This is a genomic window from Microvirga rosea (assembly GCF_020595095.1).
Lineage (GTDB): Bacteria > Pseudomonadota > Alphaproteobacteria > Rhizobiales > Beijerinckiaceae > Microvirga > Microvirga rosea.
The window spans coordinates 753,665-776,264 of sequence record NZ_JAJDOP010000001.1; the positions used below are offsets into that span (position 1 = coordinate 753,665).

Here is a 22,600-nt window from a genome sequence, read left to right on the forward strand (position 1 = left end):
AGGGGAAGGCCGACATGCCGGTGCTCGACGCGAATGCCCTGAAAACAGATCCGCAGGGAGTGGAATTCCTGCAGGGCGTCTTGCGCCAATCGAACCCGGCACGCGCTTCTTTCGAAAAGACTTTTCTCGGCCATCGCAAGCCGGCCTGGGAAGCGAAGCCGCGCGAAGCGCGGCCTCACTGTCTCACCGCCCTTTGAGCCTCACGCCTCGCTTGTGGTGGGAGCCGCCAGGCCCCGCTTGACCAGCAACGCTTCCGGAGTCGGAAGGCGCCCACGGAATGCCCGGTAAGCCTCCGCCGGATCGCGCAGGTTTCCTGCGGAATAAATGTAGCGCTTCAGGCGTTCGGCCGTCGCGGAATCAAAGGCATCCCCGGTCTCCTCGAACGCGTTGAAGGCGTCCGCGTCCAGGACTTCCGACCAGAGGTAGCTGTAATATCCGGACGAGTAGCCGTCGCCTGAGAAGACATGCGTGAAATGAGGCGTGCGATGACGCATGATGATCTCGCGCGGCATGTCGATCTTCTCGAGTGAGGCTTTCTCGAAAGCCTTTGCGTCGAGATTGCTTGCGTCGGTGAGTCGATGCAGGTCGATATCCACGAACGCAGATGCCAGGTATTCGACGGTCGCGAAGCCCTGGTTGAAGTTCCGTGCGCCCATGAGACGCGCAAGCAGGTCTTCCGGAATGGGTTCTCCGGTTTTGTAGTGTGTCGCGTAACGGCGCAGGATCGCGGGCTGCGACAGCCAGTGCTCATAAAGCTGTGAGGGCAATTCGACGAAATCGGTGGAAACGCTCGTTCCGGCCAGCAGCGGATAGGTCACGTCGGAGAGAAGGCCGTGCAGCGCATGGCCGAACTCATGGAACAGCGTTCTTGCATCATCGAAACTCAGAAGAGTCGGCTCTCCTCGGCCTCCCTTCGAGAAATTCATGACGTTGACGATGATGGGACGGATCCCGGCCGTGAGCTTCTCCTGAGACCGGAAAGCGCTCATCCACGCGCCGCTGCGCTTCGAAGAGCGGGCGAAGTAGTCACCGATGAAGAGACCTACGAGCTCGCCGGCCGTATCCGTTACTTTCCAGGCGCGGATGTCAGGATGATAGCGCGGAAAGTCGCTCAATTCTTCGAAGCCGAGACCGAAAAGGCGATGTGCCGTATCGAACGCAGCCTCGATGATACGGTCGAGCTGGAAATATGGCTTGATCGCAGCCTCGTCGAGGTCATGTTTCGCGATACGCACCTGCTCCGCATAGTAGCGCCAGTCCCAGGGCTCGATCGCGATGTTGTCACCCCGCGCCTGCGCCTGCGATTGGAGGTCGTCGCGCTCCTGCATGGCGCGGCGGCGAGCCGGAGTCCAAACTTCCTGAAGGAGCGACAGCACGGCATCGGGTGTCTTTGCCATGGTGTCGGCGAGCTTGAAATCGGCAAAGGTCTTGTAGCCGAGAAGCTTGGCGCGTTCGGCACGCAGGCTCACCATTTCGGCAATGATGGCGGTGTTGTCCGTTGCGTTTCCGCCTTCACCTCGCTGCGCCCAGGCTTTGAAGGCCTGCTCCCGCAGGTCGCGGCGGCTCGAGAATTGCAGGAACGGTTCGATGCTGGAGCGCGACAGGGTGATGACGTACTTGCCCGAGAGCCCGGAATCCTCGGCAGCCTGGGCTGCGGCTTCTCTCAGGAAGGATGGCAGCCCGGCGAGATCTTCCTCGGTTTCGAGAACGAGCCGGTAGGATTTCTCGTCGGCCAGGACGTTTTGGGAAAACTGCGTGCCGAGCGCCGCCAGGCGCTCCGTGATCTCGGACAGGCGCTTCTTGTCTTCGGACCCGAGACGTGCTCCCGCCCGGACGAAGATGGTGTGGTAGCGCTCGAGCACGCGCAGCTGCTCAGGAGAAAGATCAAGGCGCTCCCGGTCTTGATAAAGCGCATCCACGCGCCGGAAGAGAGCCTCGTTCATGAAGATGCTGTTGCGGTGCTTTGCTAGGAGCGGCGCCATCTCACGTTCGACGGCCTGAATGGCATCGTTCGTATGCGAGCCCGCAAGATTGAAGAAAACGCCGCCGACCCGTTTGAGCGTCGCGCCGCTGCGTTCGATCGCCTCGATCGTGTTTGCGAAGGTCGGGGAATCGGCACTTTCCGCCAGAGCGGCGATTTCGGCCTTCTGCTCGGCAAGCGCCGCGTCGAAAGCAGGGCGGTAATGCTCCGGCGTGACACTCTCGAATGGTGGCAGGCCGAACGGCGTGTTCCACGGCTGAAGGAGAGGGTTTTCGCGGGAAGCGGCTTCCGGTGAGGTCATGATGATCGTTGTTCCTGCAATCTTTCAGAATTCACTTGTACCGATGTCATTCCCCTGTCGAAAGGGGCATTGCCTCCGACTTCGCCGGGACGGGATCGAGATAGCGCCGGAGGAACGACAAGGCATGCTGGGTGGCATCCTGCTGGGTTTTTCCATGAAAACCGTGCCCCTCGCCAGGATAGACCTTGAGTTCATGGGGAACGTCCTTCTGCCGAAGCAGGGTCTCGATCGCATAGGCGTTCGCCACGGGCACGATAGGATCCATGGCGCCGTGCAGGATCAGAGTGGGCGGCAGCCGGGCATCATAGCCGATAGCCCCTTGCGGCAGAGGTCCGAAAAAGCTGATGAGGGCCTTGATGCGCGAATCGGCGCTTGCGACCGCAAGTCCGAGAGCTGCCCCTAGGGAAATTCCCACAAGACCAATCTTGCCCGGGTCGACTTCGCTGCGGCCGGAAACCCAGGCCAAAGCATCCCGCACCGTCTCGGTCCATGGCATAAAATTCTGGAAAAGGGTGGCGAAGGAAGCCCGCCGTTCGCCGGTTCGGTCGAGGTAGTGGACCAAATGAACCTGATATCCCGACGCGGCGATGGCGCTCGCGCCATCGCGGTATTGCCGGTTATGGCCCAGGCCATCGGCGCCATGAAGCATGACGATCCCCGGACGCGGTGCCTTTCGGGTCGGGGTGAAGACCTCGACCGTGATCTCCTTTCCGCCGCTTGAAAAGCTCTGGCGCGATTCGTTGACCGTCATTGAGGCGACTTCTCCATTTTGGGCCAAGGCAGGCGAGGCTGCCAGAGAGGCTGCCCCCATCATGAGCGCACGTCTGGTGACTGCCGCCCTTGATGGAAGCGATAAAAAACTGTCCTGAGGCATCGGATTCGGTGATGAGGTTTGGGGACCTGATCCTTGAAAGGTGGTGTGGGATAAAGACGAAGCCAGATGGCAAAAGGTCCCAAGACCGTAAGAAGGGTTCTAAAACGGCCAAGGATCGTTCCGGGCCGTCGGGCGTTATAGAACCAGCCCGAACGACCTTCGCGGCCCGGAGATCTGTGCCCTATGTCCGCCGCCCCGTCGCCCCCGCCTCCCCAGGCTGAGATTCCGCCTCCGAGCGTGCCGGGCGTATCCGGCCTGATGACCCTGATCGTCGGCCTCGTGGTTTTGGCGGCGCTTTATATCGGGCAGGACGTTTTCCTGCCGATCGTCATGGCCATTCTGCTCGCGTTTGTGCTTGCGCCTTTTGTCGACATCATGCGCCGGTGGCACTTGGGCCGCGTGCCGTCCGTTATCATTGCCGTGGTGGTTGCCCTTGGCATCATCCTATCCTTAGGAGGGATGATCGGCTTTCAGCTTGCCGGCCTGGCGAGCGATCTTCCCCGCTATCAGTACACCATCAAGGAAAAAGTCGGTTCGCTTCGGGAGGGCTCCCTGGGACGCCTGCCCGCGCTCCTGAAGAACATGGGGCGGGAATTCGACAAGGCCGTTCAGGAAAAGCCGGAGGACAAGCCTGCTTCCGCTTCGTCCGTTCCGTCTCCAGCCCCGGCAGAGGCCGAAAATACGGGGCCTTTGCCGGTAGAGGTGCATCAGCCGGAACCGACCCCCGTCGAGCTTGCCAGGAACTTCCTGCTCCCGATGCTCCAGCCGCTGGCCACGACGGGCATAGTATTCGTGGTGCTGATCTTCATTCTGCTCCAGCGAGAGGACTTGCGGGACCGCATGATCCGCCTTTTCGGCTCCAGCGATCTCCACCGCACCACCATCGCCATGGATGACGCGGCGCGGCGGCTCAGCCGCTATTTCCTGATTCAGCTGGGGCTCAACACGTCCTTCGGGGTCTTCGTTTCCATCGGATTGTGGGCCATCGGCGTGCCAAGTCCCCTGCTTTGGGGCGTCTTCGCCGCCCTGATGCGGTTCGTTCCCTATATCGGCTCGTTCATCGCCGCCGCGTTTCCCATCATGCTGGCCGCCGCCGTCGACCCCGGCTGGAGCATGGCCCTGATGACGGCCGCGCTCTTCCTGCTCGGTGAGCCGCTGATGGGGCATGTGATCGAGCCCGTCGTCTATGGCCAGAGCACGGGGCTGTCACCCTTCGCGGTGGTTCTCTCCGCCATCTTCTGGACTTGGATCTGGGGACCGGTCGGGCTTCTGATCGCAACCCCTCTGACGCTTTGTCTCGTTGTGCTGGGACGACACGTGGAACGGCTTGAGTTTCTGGATGTCATCCTGGGTGACAGGCCCGCCCTGACCCCGGCCGAAAATCTCTATCAGCGCATGCTGGCGGGCGATCCTGACGAGGCGCTCGAATCCGCCGAGGTTCTGCTGCGGGAGCGTTCTCTGACGTCCTACTACGACGAGGTCGCCCTCAAGGGACTGCAACTTGCCGCCAACGATGCCAGTCGCGGGGTTCTGACGACGCATCAGCTCGAACAGGTCAAGGACGTGATCGGTTCGCTGGTAGAGGATCTCGACGGGCACGACGATGCAGAGCCGCCGCGCAAGGAGACCGCCGACGAGCCGGTCGCCTCTCCTGCAAGCGAAAAACCCGCCAACAAGGAACCGGCGGTCGCACCGGTTCCGTCGATGGCCACGGCGATTCCCGAGGAGTGGCGCGCGGAGGGTGCGGTCCTGTGCATCGCCGGACGTGGGCCCCTCGATGAGGCGGCGGCCTCAATGCTGGCGCAGCTTCTCAACAAGCACAGCCTGGGCACGCGCAACGTTGCTTATGATGCGGTTTCCCGGTCGGGCATCATCACGCTCGACACGAGCAATGTGCGGATGATCTGCCTGTCTTATCTGGAGATTGGCGGTACCCCGGCGCATCTGCGCTATCTTTTGCGGCGCCTGCGTAACCGGATGCCCGATATTCCGATCCTCGTGGGATTGTGGCCTACGGACGATGCCGTGCTGAACAACCAGACTCGTCAAGCATCGCTGGGTGCCGATTACTATGTCTCGTCGCTGCGCGAGGCAGTCATCCTGTGCGTCAAGAACGCGACGGGCGAGGAAAAAGGGCTTCAGGGGCAGGGCGCTGCCGCCGTCACATCGCCGATGGCTCAGGGAGCGGCGGACACGAAGCGCCTGCCGCTCCCTGCGGAGTGAGGGCTTCTCAGGAAGCCGCCTTGAGGAAGTTCTCGGCGTAGTGACAGGCCACCAGGCGACCATCGAGAGGTCTGAGAGCTGGACGCTCGACCTTGCAGCGATCCGTCACATACGGACACCGTGTGGAGAACACGCAGCCCTTCGGCGGATTGAGCGGGGACGGCAACTCTCCTTTGAGAACGATGCGTTTCCGCTTCTGGCCCGATATGCCCGGCGTGGAGGACAGGAGCGCCTGCGTGTAGGGGTGCAAAGGACGATCGTAGATACGGTCCTTCGGCCCCTGCTCGACCGCATGGCCGAGATACATCACCAGCACATCGTCGGCGATATGGCGAACGACTCCCAGATCATGCGAAATGAACAGGTAAGCGAGCCCCATCTCCTGCTGCAGATCGGCGAGAAGGTTGAGCACTTGCGCCTGAATCGACACGTCGAGAGCCGAAACGGGTTCGTCGGCCACCACGAGTTTCGGCGAGAGCATCAGGGCGCGCGCAATGGCGATGCGCTGACGCTGTCCGCCGGAAAACATATGCGGATAGCGGCTGTAGTGCTCGGGGCGCAGACCGACCTTCGCCATCATCGCCCGCGCCCGTTCCGTTCTCTCGGCCGCCGACAGGTTGGTGTTGATGGCCAGGGGCTCTTCCAGGATCGTTCCGACCTTCTTGCGCGGATTGAGCGATCCATAGGGATTCTGGAACACGAGCTGCACGGTGCGGCGCAGATCCTTCGTACGTCCCGCCGGCGGATGGATCGCGTCCATGCCGTCGAGGTTCAGCGTCCCTTCGGTCGGCTTCTCGATGAGGGTGACCATGCGCGCCAGTGTGGACTTGCCGCATCCGGACTCGCCCACAACAGCCAGCGTTTTTCCCGGCTCGATGGAAAACGAAACGCCACCGACGGCTTGCAGATGGCCCGGTTCCTTGAAGAGGCCGCGCTTGACCTCGTAGACGCGTTTCAGATCATGGGCTTCGACAACAGGAGCGCTCACGACGCAGCCTCCGCATCAAGGGGATGATCGGCATTGATACGAGCGGTGCGGCTCGAGTCTCCGAGCGGATAGTGACAGCGGATCTGACCGCCCGCCCAGGGGCGAAGCTCCGGCCGCACACTGCGCGAATGTTCGGTCGCGTAAGCGCAGCGTGGGCTGAACAGGCAGCCCTTCGGGCGATCATAAAGTCCAGGCACGACGCCAGGGATCGTGGACAGGCGGCTACCCTTGCTGTTCTCCGGCAGGGCGGCAAGGAGCGCCGACGTATAGGGGTGCTGCGGAGAGGCGAACAGGTCCTCGGCGGCTCGTTCTTCCATGATCTGGCCGGCATACATCACCATGATGCGCTTGGCCGTCTCGGCAATCACGCCCATGTCGTGCGTGATCATCACCAGTGCCATGTTCCGCTCTTTTTGCAGATTGATGAGGAGATCCAGGATCTGCGCCTGGATGGTCACATCAAGAGCGGTGGTCGGCTCGTCGGCGATCAGAAGCTTCGGATTGCATGCAATCGCCATGGCGATCATGACACGCTGGTTCATGCCGCCCGAGAGCTGGTGCGGAAAAGCCGACAGGCGGCTTTCGGCGGAGGGAATGCCCACCTGATCGAGAAGTTCGATCGCGCGGCGGCGTGCCGCCCTGCGGTCCATACCCTCGTGCAGACGAAGGGTCTCGGTGAGCTGGAAGCCGATCGTGAAGCACGGGTTCAGACTGGTCGTCGGCTCCTGGAAGATCATGGCGACGTCCTTGCCCGTGAGCTTGCGGCGCTCGCGGTCGGAAATCGTCAGGAGATCCCGCCCATTGAACGAGAGCTTGTCCGCCCTCACGCGGCCCGGAAATGGCACAAGGCCCATGAGCGCCAGCATCGTGACGCTTTTTCCGGAGCCGGATTCGCCGACGACGCCGAGAACCTCGCCTTCTTCAAGCTTGAGGCTGACACCATCCACGGCGCGCATGATGCCGCCCTGGGTCGGGAACTCGACCGATAGATTTTCAATTTCAAGCAGAGCCATGATCAGCGCTTCAGTTTGGGATCAAGAGCGTCACGAAGGCCGTCACCCAGAAGGTTGAAGGCCAGCACTGTGATGAGGATCGCGAGACCCGGGAACGTCACCACCCACCAGGCGCGCAGCACGAATTCCCGCGCATCCGCCAGCATTGTTCCCCATTCCGGAGCCGGGGGCTGTGCGCCGAGTCCAAGGAACCCCAGCGCTGCGGCGTCCAGAATCGCGGTCGAGATGCCAAGCGACGCTTGCACGATCAAAGGCGCCGTGCAGTTGGGCAGCACTTCCTTGAACATGAGGCGCAGCGTACCGGCGCCGCTGACCCGAGCCGCCGTCACATAATCCTTCGATGTCTCGGTGATGACGGCCGCCCGTGCGAGGCGCACGTAATGGGGCAGGATCACGAGAGCGACGGCCAGCATCGAATTGACGAGGCCGGGGCCGAGAACCGCAACGATCACGATGGCCAGAAGCAGGCTGGGCAAGGTCAGAACGATATCCATCAATCGCATGATGAAGATTTCGGTCATGCCCCGGGTAAAGCCCGCCACAAGGCCCAGGACGGTTCCCAACACGATCGAGATCGAGACGATGACGACACCGATCAGCAATGACAGGCGCGACCCGTAGATCAGGCGCGAGAGAATGTCCCGGCCGATCGGATCCGTCCCGAGAGGGAAGGCAAGGCTCCCGCCCTCCTGCCAGAACGGGGGCTTCAGGGCGATGGACGTGTCGGTCACATAGGGTGAGTGGGGAGCCAGCACGTCGGCGAGGAGAGCAACCGTCACGACGAGGATGATGACGATCAGGCCTGCCACCGCACCCTTGTTGGCGCTGAAATAGCCCCAGAACTCCCGCAAGGGGTGGGGTGGTGTTGCCGTCGCCACGGCGACGGCGGGAGCTTCCATGGTTTCTGCGGTCATCGGTTATGCCTGATGCGCGGATTGATAAGGCCATATGCGAGATCGACGAGCAGGTTGACGCTCATCACGACGATTCCGAGAAGGAGCGCTCCCCCTTGCAGAACCGGATAGTCGCGCCGGAAAATGGCGTCGATCAGCCACTTGCCGACTCCGGGCCACGAAAAGATCGTCTCGGTCAGGATCGCGCCCGTGAACAGCACGCCGACCTGCAGGCCGATGACGGTGACGACCGGAATAAGCGCATTCCTCAAGGCATGCAGGACGATGATCCGGTAACGGGACAAACCCTTCGCCTTCGCCGTCCGGATGTAATCCTCGCCCAACACTTCCAGCATGGCGGAGCGGGTCATGCGGGCAATCACCGCAAGCGGCACCGTTCCGAGCACGATGGTCGGCAGAATGAGATGTTCCACCGCCGATGCGAACGCTCCCTCTTCGCCCGACAGAAGGCTGTCGATGAGGAGAAAGCCCGTGACCGGCTCGATATAGTAGAGGACGTCGATCCGGCCGGAGACCGGTGTCAGGTCAAGCTGAACCGAAAAAACCAGGATCAGGATGAGGCCCCACCAGAAGATCGGCATGGAATAGCCGGCCAGTGAGATGCCCATCACCCCGTGGTCGAAAATCGAGTTTCGTCTGATCGCGGCGATCATGCCGGCCGGGAGGCCAAGGACGAGCGCGAAGAGAATCGCGCAGATCGCCAGCTCCATGGTGGCCGGGAAAAGAGCCTTGAACTCGGACCAGACCGGCGCCTGGGTCACGAGAGACTTGCCGAGATCGCCTTGCAGGACGCGGGAGATATAGACCCCGTATTGAACGAAGATCGGCTTGTCGAAGCCGAACTCCTTGCGCAACTGCTCGTGACGGGCGGCATCAATGCCGCGCTCACCAGCCATGGTCTCGATCGGATCGCCCGGAACGAGACGGATAAGGAAGAAGGCGAGCAGCGTGATGCCGATGAAGGTCGGAATGATCAGGCTGACGCGGGTGAGGATGAATCGAAGCATCGTTTGAATGTAAAAAGGCGGAGCGGCGTTTCAGCCGCTCCGCCAGAGGTGGAATGGGGAAGCTTACTTGCCCTTGATGTCGACGCCGTAGAAGGTGTGACGACCGAAGGGAGAGAGCTTGAAGTCGACGACTTCCTTGCGAACGGGCTTCAGCTGGACCGCATGTGCGATCGTGAACCAGGGAGCCTGCTCCTTGAAGATCACCTGCGCCTGCTCATAGAGCTTCGTGCGCTCGGCGACATCCGTCGTGACCTTCGCCTTCGTCACCAGATCGTCGAAGGGCTGGTAGCAGAACTTCGCGACGTTGGAGCCGTTGCCCTTAGCCGAGGCGCAGCCGAGCAGCGTGTGCAGGAAGTTGTCCGGATCGCCGTTGTCGCCCGTCCAGCCCAGCATGCCCATCTGGTGCTCGCCCGCCTGCATGCGCTTGCGGTATTCACCCCACTCGAAGCTCTTGATTTCAGCCTTCACGCCCACCTTGGCGAGATCGGCCTGCATCAGCTCGGCAATGCGCTTCGCATTCGGGTTGTAGGGGCGCTGAACCGGCATGGCCCAGAGGTCGGTCTCGAAACCGTTCGGATGACCGGCTTCGGCCAGGAGCTTCTTCGCCGCTTCCGGATCATAAGGCTCGTCCTTGATCGTGTCGTTGTACGACCACATGGACGGCGGGATCGGGTTCTTGGCCGGAATGCCGCTGCCGAGGAACACTGCCTCGACGATGGCCTTCTTGTTGATGGCCATATTCATGGCCTTGCGGACCTTCAGATCATCGAAGGGCTTCTTGGTGGTGTTATAGGCCATGTAGCCGATGTTCAGACCGGCTTGCGACAGGATCGAGACATTGGGATCCTTTTCCATCGCCTGCAGGTCAGCCGGGTTCGGGTACGGCATGACATGGCACTCGCCCTTCTGGAGCTTCGCCCAGCGCACGGAAGCGTCCGGGGTGATCGAGAAGACGAGATCGTCGAGGGCCGCCTTGCCGGCGAAGTACTCCGGGAAGGCCTTGTAGCGGATGATGGCATCCTTCTGGTACTGGACCAGATAGAACGGACCGGTGCCGATCGGCTCCTGGTCGATCTTCTCAGGGGTGCCGGCCTTCAGCATGGCGTCGGCATATTCCTTGGACTGAACAGCCGCGAATTCCATCGCGAGATCGGCCAGGAAGGGGGCCTCGGGCTGGTTCAAGGTCACCTTGACGGTGTAGTCGTCCACCTTCTCGACGGACTTGAGCAGCTTGGGCATGCCCATATCGTCGAAATAGGAGTGGTTCGGGCTCGTGACCTTGAAGTAAGGATTGTCCTGCTTCCACTGACGCTCGAACATGAACACGATGTCGTCGGCGTTCATGTCACGGGTCGGCTTGAAGTTCTTGTTGTTGGTGTGCCACTTCACGCCCTTGCGGAGGTGGAACGTATAGGTAAGGCCGTCTGGCGAAATGTCCCACTTCTCGGCGAGGCCGGGCATAACCTTCGTGCCGCCGCGCTCAAACTCAACGATGCGGCTGTAGATCTGGGTGCTGGCATCAAACGAAGTACCGGTGGTGTTGACGCCGGGATAGAAATTCTCCGGGCTGCCTTCGGAGCAGTACACGAGCGTTTTGGCCGACAGCGGCGCGGCCGCCAGGAAAGCCGGCACGCAGACAGCTGCAAGAAGAGCTGATTTCTTCATTATGAAAGTCCTCTGAGACGGCTCTGGATTATGGCCGTTCCGCGACAGAGTTAAGGTGTGAACAACGTTCAATGTCAATCTGTCCCTCCCCGGATTCAGAGCTTTTGGAAAAAATATACCATTTCAGCGCCGAAAGCGCACGAAAAGGTCGTAAAATCCGTCAAATTTGCGCGACTTTGTTGGATAACGGGCCCAAATGAGGCGTAAGAGCCAACCAGCGGCCAGCGGCAACAAACCCCCACGCATCGCCCGGACGGGTGAAAACGACCTCCCGGCAGACCCGCCGATCAGGCGTCCGGAGAGGGGTTCTGGTTCTCGATGGCGTCCCGGACCCGTGCGGCAAGCTCCCCTCGATTGAAGGGCTTGTGCAGCATCGGATATCCTTCCGGGACTCGTTCGGGATCCGCATAGCCGGTCACGAGGAGAACGCCCAGGGAGGGGTTATGCTCGCGGGCCTGGAGCGCCAGGTCCAGACCGGTCATGCCCGGCATGGCGAAATCGGCGATCAGGAGATCGATCTGGTCGTCCGCGCGCAGGATATCGAGACCGGCCGCCCCATCGGACGCCTCGACCACCCGGTGGCCCATATCGCTCAGGTAAGCGGCCGTCACGGCTCTCACGTCCGGGTCGTCATCGACGAGCAGGATCCTGACCCGCTGACCGGGAGAGGTCACGACAGCCTCCTCCTGGCCCGCATCGGACACAAACGCCGCCGTGCGGGACAGATAGAGCTCGACCACCGTTCCGGCCCCGACGGTACTGTCGATCGTGACGGTGCCCCCCGATTGCCGGGCAAGCCCATAGGCCATCGGAAGCCCGAGCCCTGTTCCCTTTCCGACTTCTTTCGTGGTGAAGAAAGGCTCCAGGACCCGGTTCAGGATATCGGGAGGAATGCCGCTGCCCGTATCGGCGACGGAAACCACGACATATTCGCCAGGATCAAGGTCTGGCACTTGGTTCGCTACGACAACCTGATTTCTGGTCGACAGCGTCAGGACGCCATTCTCCGACATGGCGTCGCGGGCATTGATGCAAAGATTCAGGACCGCAAGCTCGAGCTGGTCCGGGTCGACCATCGCCAGCCATAGGTTTTCCGCAAGATCCTTCTCGATCCGGATCACGCCGCCGAGAGTCCGCAGCAGAAGATCGTTCATGTCGGCAATGACACGGTTGACGTCGACAGTCTGCAGCCGGAGGTCACGCTGACGGCTGAAGCTCAGGAGCCGCTGGGTGAGGGACGCCCCCCGTTCGGCCGCATAAATCGCATTCTTCAGGAGCCGGTTCAGGCGTGGATCGTCAGGAGCCCTCCGCGAGGCCAAATCCAGGCTGCCGAGAACGGCCATGAGCAGGTTGTTGAAGTCGTGGGCGACACCGCCGGCCAGGGTCCCGAGCGCCTGCATCTTATCCGCCTGGCGCAGACGCGTCTCCATCATCTTACGCTCCGTTATGTCGCGTTCGATGGTCGCTATGGAGGTCACGTGGCCGGAGTGGTCGGGAATGGGAATTTGCGTGACGAAGAACCATTGGGAGTTCCCATCGCCAGCATGCCGTTCTTCAATAACCTCAACAGGACCCTTAACTGCGATTGCGCGACGTTCCGCTTCGAGGACGGCAGCGGCCTGCTCGGGCGGAACGAGATCTCTTTCCTTGCGGCCGAGGCATTCCTCCACGCTCAGCTGCAGGCTCGCGGCCTTGATGCTGTTGAGACGGATGAAGCGGCCCTCCAGATCCTTGAAGGAGATCTGATCGCCGATGCTCTCCATGAGCCCCCGAAGCAACGCTCGCTCCGTATTCAGCTCCCTGGTCAGGCGATGGCGCTCCGTGGCCGAGGCGACCATTCCCGAGAGCGCCGCCGGGTCCCAGGGCTTGGGCGCGTACGCCATGATGCGGCCTCTGTTCACCGCACCGATCACGGCTTTGAGATCCGCATAGCCCGTCAGCAGAATGGCTTCCGCATCGCTGTGGATCCGGGCCTTCGCCAGGAACTCGTCTCCTTGCATTTCCGGCATGCGCTGATCGGAGATGATCACGGAAATGTCAGGCTCGCCCCGAAGGATGTCCAATGCCTTTGTGGGAGAGGATGAGGTCAGGACCCGGTAATCACTCTCGAACAGGTCCTCGATCGCAACGAGAATGTCCGGCTCGTCATCAACGACCAGAATCGTGCCAAGCTTCGAAGACGTCTCGTGCGGCGCGATCATTGAACACTCTGCCTTGGGATCGTGATGATGAAACGGGCCCCGCCGAGTGGGCCTTCGTCAACCGCAATCGTTCCCTTGTGAGCCTCGACAACGCTATAGGCGATTGCAAGGCCGAGTCCAGTGCCCGCCCCAACCGGCTTGGTCGTGAAAAACGGTTCGAAAATGCGCTCCCGCATGTCCGGCGGTATTCCCGGCCCATTGTCGCTGATCTGGATGGTATAGGTTGTCTCGTCGCTGGATGTTTCAATATCGATCGCGCCGGTTCCGGCGATCGCGTCAGCCGCATTGCCGATAATGTTCATGACAACCTGGTTGAGCAAGGCGGGCGAGCAGTAGAGGTCAGGCACTCCGTGATAATGGCGCCTGACATCGATCCGCGTTCCGAGCTTATGGCCCAGCAGGGCGAGCACGGTTTCGATGGACTCCTTCACATTGACAGTCTGGAAACCGCCCTCGTCGAGGCGGGAAAACCGCCGAAGGTTCAAGACCAGCTCTTGGATTCGTCCGAGCCCGAGCTTCATGGCGTCCACGCGCTCGAGAGTTTTGGCAAGGGAGCGTTCCAAGCCAAGCTCGGGGGGAACCTTCGCGGCAATGTCGTTGAGAAGCCGCTGAACCGTTCCCTGATGCGCCATGATGAACGCCAGAGGATTGTTGATCTCGTGGGCAATGCCGGCGACCAGTTCGCCAAGCGACGCCATTTTGGCCGCCTGGACGAGTTTGGCCTGCGTTTCTCTCAGGCGATGGTTCGCCTGTTCGAGTTCGAAATTCGCCTTCGCGAGAGCGCCCGCAAGGGATGCCCTGGCTTCTGCCGATGCGGCCTCGGCCCGTACGCGCTCCAGGGCGAGCTCACGCTCGCGCAGCTCTGTTTCAATGCGCCAATTCTCATCCTGCAGAAGTTTGCGGCGCACCAGAGCGCGAATACGGACCCGCATGACATCTGGTTCCGCTGCGGCAGGCACCACATCATCGGCGCCGACGGCGAAAGCCCGCGCCAGCAGGTCGCCGCCGTCCTCGTTGCCCAGGCCGACGATGGAAAAGCTCGGAAGCTCCATCCCTGGAAGCGGGGCAAGGCCGCGGTAGGCATTCAGCTGGCGGCAAAGCTCGATTCCATCAAAGCGCGGGCTGAGAATGTTGACCAGGACGCAGTCCCACGAGGCACCGAGGGTGCCGACGAACCCGATGGCTTCGGCCGGCTCCGCCGCCAGTGTGACCTCATACCCTTCACGGCTGAGAAGATCCTGAAGATAAGTGCGCTGGGTCAGGCTGTCGTCCACGACGATGAGACGCGCACGCCGGAAGGCGCTGAAGCTCGGCCCTTCCCGACCGTCCTGGACATCGGGTGTCGACCGGCGCCGCAGAAGTGCCTTGATCCGCAGAATGATTAGATCCTGCTCGGCCGACTTGGAGATGTAGACGTCAGCGCCGCTTTCCAGGCCCTGCCGCTCAACGGCCCGCTCCCGGGCTTCAGTCAGCATGATGACCGGGATGGCCCGTGTCCGGACGTTCAGCCGCATCTGGCGAGACAGCTCGTCCCCGTTCATTCCCGGCAGGTGGTAATCGGCGATCACAAGATCGGGAAGGCCCGTGTTCAGGCTGTCGAGCGCGGCTTCCGCCGTGGCTTGCCAGTCGACCGAGAAGCCGTTCGTTTCCAGCATGTGCCGAAGCTGAAGCGCCTGAGTCTCCGAATCTTCAACCAGGAGAATGCGGGCCGCAGGAGCCGCAGGGCTGACGCTCATTCCGCTTCTCCCTTGGCAAGGCGCAGGAGACGCGGTGCGATCAGATCGAGAGGCAGGCTGACGCGCGCCCCGCCCATGCGGACCGCCGCCGCGGGCATTCCATAGACGACCGCAGTGCTCTCGTCTTCCGCAACCGTATAGCCTCCGGCTTTGCGGAGTGCCGTCAGGCCTTTCGCTCCGTCCTCCCCCATGCCCGTCAGGAGAATGCCCAATCCTTTCGCTCCGGCAGTCTCGGCCATGGATTCGAACATCAGCGTCGCAGAAGGTCTTTGACCGGCGATGGGAGGCGCGGCACTCAAGCGCAAGGTGCCGGCCGGGGAAAGGAGCAGGTGACGATCCCCCGGAGCGACATACACCTTGCCGGCAACAGGGATTTCCTGATCCCGTGCCAAACGGGCTTCAAGGGCGATCAGTCCATCCAGCCAGGATGCAAAACCCTCCATGAAGGGTGCGCCCATATGCTGGACAAGAAGAATGGGGAGAGGAAAATCCCCCGGGAGAGCCGCGAGAATCTTGGCGAGGGCCGGCGGCCCACCCGTGGATGCCGCGATTCCAAGAATCGTCGGCCGAATGCCTGAATTCCGGGCCTCCTCCTGCCAGGCCGGGCGGGCCGATGTCGTGGGCTGCCAGGCGAAGGAGCGCCGCCGCACGACAGGGACCTGGCTCATGATATACAGCTGTGTGCAAATCGTCTCGGCGATGCCGTCATACCCGGCGCTCGTGACGCCGACCGGCTTTTCAACCACCGACAACGCGCCGGCCCGCAGGGCATTCATCGATATCTTGAGAGCCGCATCCTCCACGCTTCCGGCAATGACCACGATCGGCGTCGGACGTTCCGACATGATCCGGCGGGTCGCCTCCAGGCCATCCATGCCCGGCAGGCGGATGTCCATGGAGATCACGTCCGGTTGAACACGACCGATCTCCTGCAAGGCCTCTTCCGCGGAACCGACCGCTGCTGCGAGAATCAGGCGGGGGTCGCGCGCGATGATGTGAGCGAGAAGCTGGCGGATCACGAGCGAGTCCTCGACCACCATCACGCGGACGCGCGATTGCGCAGAGGACGTCATAAGAGCTGCCCTATGGTTGCCAGAAGTTCGCGCTGGTCGAACTTCTGCTTGGTGATATAGGCGCTCGCGCCGAGATCGAGACCGCGACGGATATCGGCGGGGTCTGCCCGCGACGTCATCAGAATGACGGGAAGCGCCGAAAGCCGCGGATCGTTCTTGATCGCCTGAAGGAGGCTGAAACCATCCATGCGGGGCATTTCCACGTCGGCGACCACGAGGTCGACGATGGCATCGCCAGACCTTAGCACATGAAGGGCGTCGATCCCGTCGACGCTGAGGAGAACGTGGTAACCCTGCGCTTCGAGAATGCTCTTCTCCAGCGTCCGCGTGGTAATCGAATCATCGACGACCAGAACCGTTGCGCCGCGCTCCGCCGGTAAATCTCCTTCCGCCAATCCGAGGCCACCGGCGGCCAGCCGGCTTTCGTTGCGGATCCAATAATCGACCAGCAGCTCGGGGCTGAGAACCAGAGCGGGCATCTCGTCTTCGAGAAGCGCCGTTCCCGACACCATGTCACCGAGGCCGATCGCTTGCACTTCACTCACCAGCATCGTGCGAACGTCGTGAAAGGCATTCACCGCAAGCGCGCAATAGCGGGCACCATGCCGGAGGAGTACGGCCTTCGCATGTCCGTCTTCGATAGGAATGGGCGCATTCGGTGATCCTGTCAGTGCGGCAAGAGCGACAACAGGAACAATAACGTCCTGCCCCCTGAGATCGATCCGTACGGTCGGACGTCCCTCGACGCTTTCCAGGGATTGTGTCTTCAGCCGAAGCAGGCGCTCCACGCCATGGGCGGGCAATCCGAACGTGCGGCCTTCTGCCTCGACCAGCAAGAGAGGTTGGCGCGCAGCCGTGAAAGGAACGGACAGGAGAATTTCCGTCCCCCAAGGATACCGAGGGCGCAGCAGAACGGAGCCGTGCAGCTTGCGAACGGCTTCGGCCACGACCGAAAGGCCCATGCCGCGTCCGGAAAGGCGGTCGACCGCGCCGGCCGTTGAGAACCCGGGAGAAAAGACCAGCGACAGCAGCTGGTCCATCATGGGAGCCGGGTCGTTCTCCGTGCGCGGCTGGAGCAGTCCCCGGTCGATGGCGACCTGCTCGATCTTTTGAAGATCCGGCCCGCGGCCGTCGTCGCGGACGCTGATGGCAAGGCGGCCGCCATGGGAGGCAAGCTCCAGGGTGATCTCCGTCCGCTTCGATTTCCCTTTTCGGACCCGCACGGCCTCGTCCTCGGCCCCATGGCTGATGGCGTTGCGCAACAGGTGCATGATCGGGTCTTTAAGCGCCTGCAGCACCTGGCGGTCGGCCTGAATCTCGAGGCCGACGGTCCGGACGGTGACCTCACGGCCTTCCTCTCGGGCGATCTCGCGGACCCAGTGACCGAATGTCCCGAAAACCGTCTCCGCGGAAACGAGCGAAACCCGCTCGATGTTCTCGCGCACCCGGCGCGCGGCCTGATCCGTCGTCCAGGTCGACAGCTTGTGATCGCGCGACAAAGCCGACAATTTGCGAAAAAGGCTTTTCAGATCCTGATCGAAATCTCTCAGTCGCGGCGAAACGGTCCGTGCCGCGCCCCCAGGCTTGGAAGCTCCCGAACCTCCTGAGACGATCTGGCTGTGCATGACATCCCAGCTGCGTCTCAGGCCGCGCACGTCGAGCTCGATCTGGCGGAGCGCCTCCGCCATCGTCTCGTCGGCTTGTAGCTCCGACAGCAGTTGATGCATGGAAGCCGCGAGCTCTTCGACCTGTTCGGCCGCCACGCGAAGATAGGCGCCGGTTCCAGAATCCGAGACTGGGTCGATTTTCTCCGTGACGGCCGTTTTCGGCTCCTCTCCGGAGGCAGGAAGGCTTTCTGGCGCCGCCGCTGGAGGGGAGGGCGCTTTTGTCCGTGATGAGGCGCCGGCCGACGGATTGGCAGCCTCCGCCACAAGATCCTCAATGGTATCGAGATTGACCCGGACAGCGCCGATCGTGTCTCTGTCGAGAGTCTGGTGCTCCTCCAAAATCCTGGAAAACAAGGCTTCGAGCTGGTGCGCAACCTCCTCGACCGCCGGGAGATCGACTGCCCGCGCCGCTCCTTTCAAGGAATGTGCGCGGCGGAAGACATCGGCCATCTCGATGGCCGCCCCACGCTCGACGCCATCGAGAGCGTTCCGGATCGCGTGCAGATGCTCCCGGTGTTCGACGTCAAACGCGGCAAGCAGTTGTTTGCGGATATCCGTCACGGGCTGTGCTTCCAGAACCGTTTTAACTACACGCGATATCGGTCGGCCAACGTGAGAAGCTGTTGCGACAGATCGGACAGGTTGGCGGCCGCCGTGTCGAGCTGGCGCGTGCCGGCTGCCGTTTGCTGGCTGGCCTGCCGGATGTTCTGGAGAGCCCCCATCACCTGCTCGATGCCGAGCTGCTGCTGATTGGTGGAAGCCACGATCTGCTGGAAGGTCTGCACGCTTTCCTGCACGCGGCTGGAGATCTCGGTGATGGTCTGCTGCGTCATGTCCGTACGCTCCTTGCCGGCACCGACCCGCTTCACGGCTTCTTCCGTCAGCATCACGGAGGCATTGATGCCCCGCTGAATGTCGCCGAGAATGGAGCGGACCTGCCCCGTTGCGTCCTTCGCCTGATCCGCCAGAACTTTCATCTCGGATGCCACGACCGCAAAGCTGCGGCCGTTTTCTCCGGCGGCGGCGGCCTCGATGGCTGCGTTCAGGGCCAGCAGGTGGGTTCTCTCGGAAATGTCGTTCACCGACGAAATGATCTCTCCGACCGCCTGGGTCTTCTCGCTCAAAGCGACGATGTTTTCGGCCACCGCCTCCGCCTGCTCGCGGATGGCATCCATGGCCAGCGCCGTATCGTCGACAGCCTGAAGGCCGGCAATGCTGGTTTGAGCGGTCGCCTGAGCGGAGGCGATGACCTCCTGGGCCCGTTTGCCGATCTGAGCCCCCGCATGGGTGATCTCGTCCACGGTCGCAGCCGTTTCCTGGACGGCCGCCAGTTGCTCCTCGACGCTGGCGGCCTGTTCCTGAGTGGAAGCACGGATTTCCGCCGCCGCCGCATTGAGGTTTTCCGTCGCCTCCCTGCTCTGCTTGGCCAGCTGCCTGAGGCCTTCGACCATTCCGTTCAGGGTCTCGCCGAGGCGGCCGATTTCATCCTTGCCTGTCGTGGCCGTCTGCCCTCCGAGATCCCCCCGTCCAACCCGCTCCACGAACTGCATGAACGCGTTCAACGGATTGGCGATGGAGGCGCGAAGACCGTAGGTGATCAGGAGGCTCAAAAGCGCGACGCCTCCCAAAGCCAGGATGATCGACAATCTGCTTTGATCATATACGTCGGCCACCCGGCGCTGCCCTATGGCGATCGCCTCGCCCAGAATGCCGCGGACGTCGTCAAGGGTTCGGCCCCAGTCGCTCCGGGATGTATTGAGATTGGCCTGGGACGCCATGACGGCGGCAAGATCGTTGTTCTGAATGGCTGCGAACTGCCGCTCCGACTCGGTTCTCAGCTGGCGCAGCTTCACGCCCGCGCTCGTCAGCAATTCGCTGATACGGCGCCAGGCCTCCGCTCTTTGAGCGGAGACGGACTGCGCTTGAAAACTGTTCACGCTTGCCAAGGCTTGAGACAGGGATGTCTCTGTCGTGCTGGCGCGCTGAGTCCACTCGGCGATGACACTCTCATAAGTGCTTTGCTGCTGGCCTAGCGAACGCAGGTAGAAGCGCGACAAGGCTTCCTCCCGCAAAGCGCGCATCTCATTCTGCTGATTGGCGACCGCCTCGATCTGCCGCATGAGCAGAAGATCACGCCCGACGATCGTCTCCGTGGAGTTGCGAACGTCATCAAGCTGGCTGATCGTGTAGGCCCCCAGGCCGACCATCAGCGCGACAATGAGGGCGAAACCGAGGAGGATGCGATTCGCAATCGAGATCGTCACGTTAAGCTCCAGAAGCGGAAGAGGACAGGAAGGGGCGCAGGAGGCGATCCAGATCGAGAAGAGATAGGATTCTTTCCTGATCGGCAATATCGGTCGAGGATTCCGCGTAGCCCGTCACGGCTTCCTTGCGGAACCCGCCGTTCTCCTCGTGAACGATGCGCGTCACGGTTTCCACGCCCTCGGCACGGTCGACCCGAAGGGCTATCCTCGGAGAGGATCGGCGCAGAAGCACCAAGTGCCGGCCCCCGTCCTCCGAGGGGGCCGCCAAGCCTAAAGCTCTCCCGAGATCGACCACGCTGACGAGCTGGCCACTTCGTCCGAAGAGGCCCACCAGGGCCGGCGGACCCTCCGGCAGCGGAAGGCATTCCTGAAACGGGAGCACCTCGGCGACGGCGTCGATTGGGATCCCATAATGTTCCCGACCGATCGTGCAGATCAGGACCCTCTCGACATCCGCAGAGGGGGATGGCCCCGATCCGGACCGGGCCGCCAGCGCCTGCGTTCGTTCGTCCAGGATCCGCCGGGCTCTCTCCTCTGCGGAAAGTGCACCGGAGCGGCTGATCTGCCTCAGCTTTCGTCGGGCTGTCTTGGCCACGTCAGTTCTCCCCAATGGATGGGGGCGCTGCCCTGAGGTGGAGGCGGACAAGCCCCTGCAGCTCATGGGCGGTTAGCCCGTCAGCCTCGTCGAGCACGGCCTCGTCGGGCATCCCGGCCGCGATGCGGGCAGCATTGGCCAGGGAGCGCCGGCCTGTTCCGTATCGCCCGTCTGCCAGGAGCAGAAGTCCGAGGTGGTAATGTGCCATGGCAAAGCTCTTATCGAGATAGATGCTTCGACGGAAGGCCTTCTCGGCCCCTGCGGGATTTTTCACCGCCTGGGCAATCAAGCCTTCATAATAATGCAGGACCGGATTCAAGGGCTGGGACAGGAGCGCCCTTCGGCACAGCTCTTCGGCTGTCCGGAAACGGCCCGCATCGGCCAAGGCCCTGACCTCGGCCAGAAGGGAATCCGGCCGCTGGGGCAGCGAACCGGGCTGCGGCTCGGGAGGGGGCGAGAGAGGAGGCGAGAGGGGCCGAGCCGGTCGCGAAGACCGTTGGGCTTCCGGGGGACCTCCCGGGGATCTTGCCACGCGATGTGCCGGCATCTGGAGAACCGGTGGCGCCCGCGCAGGCAAATTCCCGGCCAGAATATTGGTCTGCGCAGTCACGTCGCCTTCCAGGCTCCGCCGGTAAGCGACCGTGCCGGGCAGATTGATCAATTTCAGGAAGTCCGCGAAAGCCGGGTTGGGTTCCGCATGCCCGAGCAGCATCCAGCCCTCGTCGCGCATCGTCTGGCTGAGTGCCTGAACGATGCGAACGACCATGGTCGGATGAAAGTAGATCAGCACGTTCCGGCATAGGACCAGATCGAAGTCGGTGAATTGCAGTGGAGACGTTCCGTCGATCAGGCTCAGAAGATTATGCCGTTCGAAGCGGACCTGCGTGCGGTACTCCTTTTTCAAGCGCCACTGATCCTTGGCTTCGGCGGGCTCGAAGAGGGCACTCGTCTCCTCTGCCGAGAGAGTCCGGAGAGCCCAGCGGCCGAACACCGCGCGGCGTGCGGTATCCAGAAATGCGTCGTTGATGTCGGAGCCGATGATGCTGATGCGCCAGTTCGCGAGCTCATCTCCGAGCAGCTGCTTCAAAAGGATCGCGATGGAATAGGGTTCGGCTCCCGTGGCGCACCCGGCGCTCCAGATACGCAGGCGCCGCTCTCCTGCTCTTCGGGCGATGATGTCGGGCAGGATCCTTTCCCGCAGGGCTGCAAACTGCTCCGCATAGCGGAAGAAGAATGTCTCGCCGATCGTGATGTCCGATTCGAGGCGGGCCCACTCCGTCGGTCCGAGAACAGGATCGTTCAGGCGCTCCAGATATTGGTTCGTGTCGCGGCATCCGGTTATCCGGAGGCGTTTGCGCACACGTTCCCAGAGCAGATCGTCCTTGTCCTGGTAATAGAAATGCCCCGTGCGCTCGACGATCTGGCTTTTCAACTGAGAAAAGCCGGCATCCAGCTGAAAGGAAGGAGCAACCTTTCCGGCCATCAGGCCTCGACCGACCAGGCACCGAGGCGGTTTTCCGCCTCACGGTTCAACTCGGCGAGCGCTTGCTGTTCCTCGGCCATGAGAATGCGGGAAGAGGAAAGAAGGTGGACGAGCTTGCCGTCGAGGTCGATTTCCGCCTCCACGCAGCCGTTGAGGGATCCGTCTTCCTGAACCGGGGACTGCCGTGACGGGACGATGTCCTGAACGTCCTGAACGCGATCGACGAGCAGGGCGGTCGGTCGATCGGCGGTCAGGCCTTCGATCAGAATGAGGTGCCGGTAGAGGCGGCCCTCAAGGGAAGCCTCATGCTCGTCCGTTTCTTGAGACAGGTTGAAAAGGACATCCAACCGGAGGACCGGAACCGCAGCTCCGCCCAGGTTGAAGAACCCGGCCACCGGCCGAGGCAGGCTCGGCGGCCGCCACAAATGCGGAAGCGGCAGAAGTCCCCGGACGGCATCACGCCGCAGCGCGCATTCCACGCCGCAGACGTTGAAAAGAATGATCTGGAGGCCCGGCATGGCTGTGACCTGGAACTTCAATGGCTTGGAAATTCAATGGCGGGAACGGTGGGTCTAGGCCCGTATATGGGCCAGACCCTGCCCGCTGCAAAGCCCT

At 62.1% G+C, this 22,600-nt stretch carries 17 protein-coding genes; 2 read left to right on the top strand and 15 right to left on the bottom strand.

Going from position 1 to position 22,600, the window contains the following annotated elements:
• Nucleotides 1–14: 14 nt before the first annotated feature.
• Nucleotides 15–197, top strand: a complete 183-nt coding sequence (locus LJD17_RS03585; protein ID WP_227382759.1) for a hypothetical protein — start codon at nucleotides 15–17, stop codon at nucleotides 195–197.
• A 3-nt stretch (nucleotides 198–200) separates the two neighbouring features.
• Here the strand turns inward: LJD17_RS03585 and LJD17_RS03590 are convergent, their stop codons facing one another.
• Both LJD17_RS03590 and LJD17_RS03595 read right to left on the bottom strand, forming a co-directional pair.
• On the bottom strand, nucleotides 201–2,282 hold the full coding sequence (locus LJD17_RS03590; protein WP_227382760.1) for a M3 family metallopeptidase: 2,082 nt from the start codon (nucleotides 2,280–2,282) through the stop codon (nucleotides 201–203).
• Nucleotides 2,283–2,328: 46 nt separating this feature from the next.
• Nucleotides 2,329–3,033 (bottom strand): dienelactone hydrolase family protein, encoded by a 705-nt coding sequence (locus LJD17_RS03595; RefSeq protein ID WP_227382761.1) that lies wholly within the window; start codon nucleotides 3,031–3,033, stop codon nucleotides 2,329–2,331.
• A 306-nt stretch (nucleotides 3,034–3,339) separates the two neighbouring features.
• Here LJD17_RS03595 and LJD17_RS03600 point away from each other — a divergent pair, with 306 nt between their 5' ends.
• Nucleotides 3,340–5,379 carry an AI-2E family transporter gene (locus LJD17_RS03600; protein WP_227382762.1) on the top strand — a complete coding sequence of 680 codons (2,040 nt, stop codon included), beginning with the start codon at nucleotides 3,340–3,342 and terminating at the stop codon, nucleotides 5,377–5,379.
• A 7-nt stretch (nucleotides 5,380–5,386) separates the two neighbouring features.
• Here the strand turns inward: LJD17_RS03600 and LJD17_RS03605 are convergent, their stop codons facing one another.
• From LJD17_RS03605 to LJD17_RS03665, 13 genes are all read right to left on the bottom strand, one after another.
• The gene (locus tag LJD17_RS03605) at nucleotides 5,387–6,367 is read right to left on the bottom strand and encodes a peptide ABC transporter ATP-binding protein (protein ID WP_227382763.1); all 981 of its coding nucleotides are present in this window, start codon (nucleotides 6,365–6,367) and stop codon (nucleotides 5,387–5,389) included.
• The gene (locus LJD17_RS03610; RefSeq protein WP_227382764.1) at nucleotides 6,364–7,380 is read right to left on the bottom strand and encodes an ABC transporter ATP-binding protein; all 1,017 of its coding nucleotides are present in this window, start codon (nucleotides 7,378–7,380) and stop codon (nucleotides 6,364–6,366) included. The genes LJD17_RS03605 and LJD17_RS03610 overlap by 4 nt, the downstream gene beginning before the upstream one ends.
• 2 nt (nucleotides 7,381–7,382) lie before the next feature.
• Nucleotides 7,383–8,294, bottom strand: a complete 912-nt coding sequence (locus LJD17_RS03615; protein ID WP_227382765.1) for an ABC transporter permease subunit — start codon at nucleotides 8,292–8,294, stop codon at nucleotides 7,383–7,385.
• A complete protein-coding gene (locus tag LJD17_RS03620) occupies nucleotides 8,291–9,301 on the bottom strand; it encodes an ABC transporter permease subunit (protein ID WP_227382766.1) in 1,011 nt (336 codons plus the stop codon). The genes LJD17_RS03615 and LJD17_RS03620 overlap by 4 nt, the downstream gene beginning before the upstream one ends.
• 63 nt (nucleotides 9,302–9,364) lie before the next feature.
• A complete protein-coding gene (locus LJD17_RS03625; protein ID WP_227382767.1) occupies nucleotides 9,365–10,966 on the bottom strand; it encodes an ABC transporter substrate-binding protein in 1,602 nt (533 codons plus the stop codon).
• A 287-nt stretch (nucleotides 10,967–11,253) separates the two neighbouring features.
• A complete protein-coding gene (locus tag LJD17_RS03630; protein WP_227382768.1) occupies nucleotides 11,254–13,167 on the bottom strand; it encodes a response regulator in 1,914 nt (637 codons plus the stop codon).
• The gene (locus LJD17_RS03635) at nucleotides 13,164–14,903 is read right to left on the bottom strand and encodes a response regulator (protein ID WP_227382769.1); all 1,740 of its coding nucleotides are present in this window, start codon (nucleotides 14,901–14,903) and stop codon (nucleotides 13,164–13,166) included. The genes LJD17_RS03630 and LJD17_RS03635 overlap by 4 nt, the downstream gene beginning before the upstream one ends.
• Nucleotides 14,900–15,976 carry a chemotaxis-specific protein-glutamate methyltransferase CheB gene (gene cheB / locus LJD17_RS03640; protein WP_227382770.1) on the bottom strand — a complete coding sequence of 359 codons (1,077 nt, stop codon included), beginning with the start codon at nucleotides 15,974–15,976 and terminating at the stop codon, nucleotides 14,900–14,902. Before cheB ends, LJD17_RS03635 begins: the two co-directional genes overlap by 4 nt.
• On the bottom strand, nucleotides 15,973–18,204 hold the full coding sequence (locus tag LJD17_RS03645; protein WP_227382771.1) for a hybrid sensor histidine kinase/response regulator: 2,232 nt from the start codon (nucleotides 18,202–18,204) through the stop codon (nucleotides 15,973–15,975). The genes cheB and LJD17_RS03645 overlap by 4 nt, the downstream gene beginning before the upstream one ends.
• Nucleotides 18,205–18,230: 26 nt before the next feature.
• Entirely contained in the window at nucleotides 18,231–19,907 is a 1,677-nt protein-coding gene (locus tag LJD17_RS03650) for a methyl-accepting chemotaxis protein (protein ID WP_227382772.1), read from the bottom strand.
• A gap of 1 nt (nucleotide 19,908) precedes the next feature.
• A complete protein-coding gene (locus LJD17_RS03655) occupies nucleotides 19,909–20,502 on the bottom strand; it encodes a chemotaxis protein CheW (RefSeq protein WP_227382773.1) in 594 nt (197 codons plus the stop codon).
• Nucleotide 20,503: 1 nt separating this feature from the next.
• Complete coding sequence (locus LJD17_RS03660) at nucleotides 20,504–21,985, bottom strand: CheR family methyltransferase (protein WP_227382774.1); 1,482 nt, start codon at nucleotides 21,983–21,985, stop codon at nucleotides 20,504–20,506.
• The gene (locus LJD17_RS03665; protein WP_227382775.1) at nucleotides 21,985–22,503 is read right to left on the bottom strand and encodes a chemotaxis protein CheW; all 519 of its coding nucleotides are present in this window, start codon (nucleotides 22,501–22,503) and stop codon (nucleotides 21,985–21,987) included. Before LJD17_RS03665 ends, LJD17_RS03660 begins: the two co-directional genes overlap by 1 nt.
• Nucleotides 22,504–22,600 lie beyond the last annotated feature (97 nt).

Excerpts from the sequence above, each read along its gene's own strand:
- LJD17_RS03585 (WP_227382759.1), top strand. The coding sequence starts at position 15 with ATGCCGGTGCTCGACGCGAATGCCCTGAAAACAGATCCGCAGGGAGTG.
- LJD17_RS03590 (WP_227382760.1), bottom strand. The coding sequence starts at position 2,282 with ATGACCTCACCGGAAGCCGCTTCCCGCGAAAACCCTCTCCTTCAGCCG.
- LJD17_RS03595 (WP_227382761.1), bottom strand. The coding sequence starts at position 3,033 with ATGACGGTCAACGAATCGCGCCAGAGCTTTTCAAGCGGCGGAAAGGAG.
- LJD17_RS03600 (WP_227382762.1), top strand. The coding sequence starts at position 3,340 with ATGTCCGCCGCCCCGTCGCCCCCGCCTCCCCAGGCTGAGATTCCGCCT.
- LJD17_RS03610 (WP_227382764.1), bottom strand. The coding sequence starts at position 7,380 with ATGGCTCTGCTTGAAATTGAAAATCTATCGGTCGAGTTCCCGACCCAG.
- LJD17_RS03615 (WP_227382765.1), bottom strand. The coding sequence starts at position 8,294 with ATGACCGCAGAAACCATGGAAGCTCCCGCCGTCGCCGTGGCGACGGCA.
- LJD17_RS03620 (WP_227382766.1), bottom strand. The coding sequence starts at position 9,301 with ATGCTTCGATTCATCCTCACCCGCGTCAGCCTGATCATTCCGACCTTC.
- LJD17_RS03625 (WP_227382767.1), bottom strand. The coding sequence starts at position 10,966 with ATGAAGAAATCAGCTCTTCTTGCAGCTGTCTGCGTGCCGGCTTTCCTG.
- LJD17_RS03630 (WP_227382768.1), bottom strand. The coding sequence starts at position 13,167 with ATGATCGCGCCGCACGAGACGTCTTCGAAGCTTGGCACGATTCTGGTC.
- LJD17_RS03635 (WP_227382769.1), bottom strand. The coding sequence starts at position 14,903 with ATGAGCGTCAGCCCTGCGGCTCCTGCGGCCCGCATTCTCCTGGTTGAA.
- cheB (WP_227382770.1), bottom strand. The coding sequence starts at position 15,976 with ATGACGTCCTCTGCGCAATCGCGCGTCCGCGTGATGGTGGTCGAGGAC.
- LJD17_RS03660 (WP_227382774.1), bottom strand. The coding sequence starts at position 21,985 with ATGGCCGGAAAGGTTGCTCCTTCCTTTCAGCTGGATGCCGGCTTTTCT.
- LJD17_RS03665 (WP_227382775.1), bottom strand. The coding sequence starts at position 22,503 with ATGCCGGGCCTCCAGATCATTCTTTTCAACGTCTGCGGCGTGGAATGC.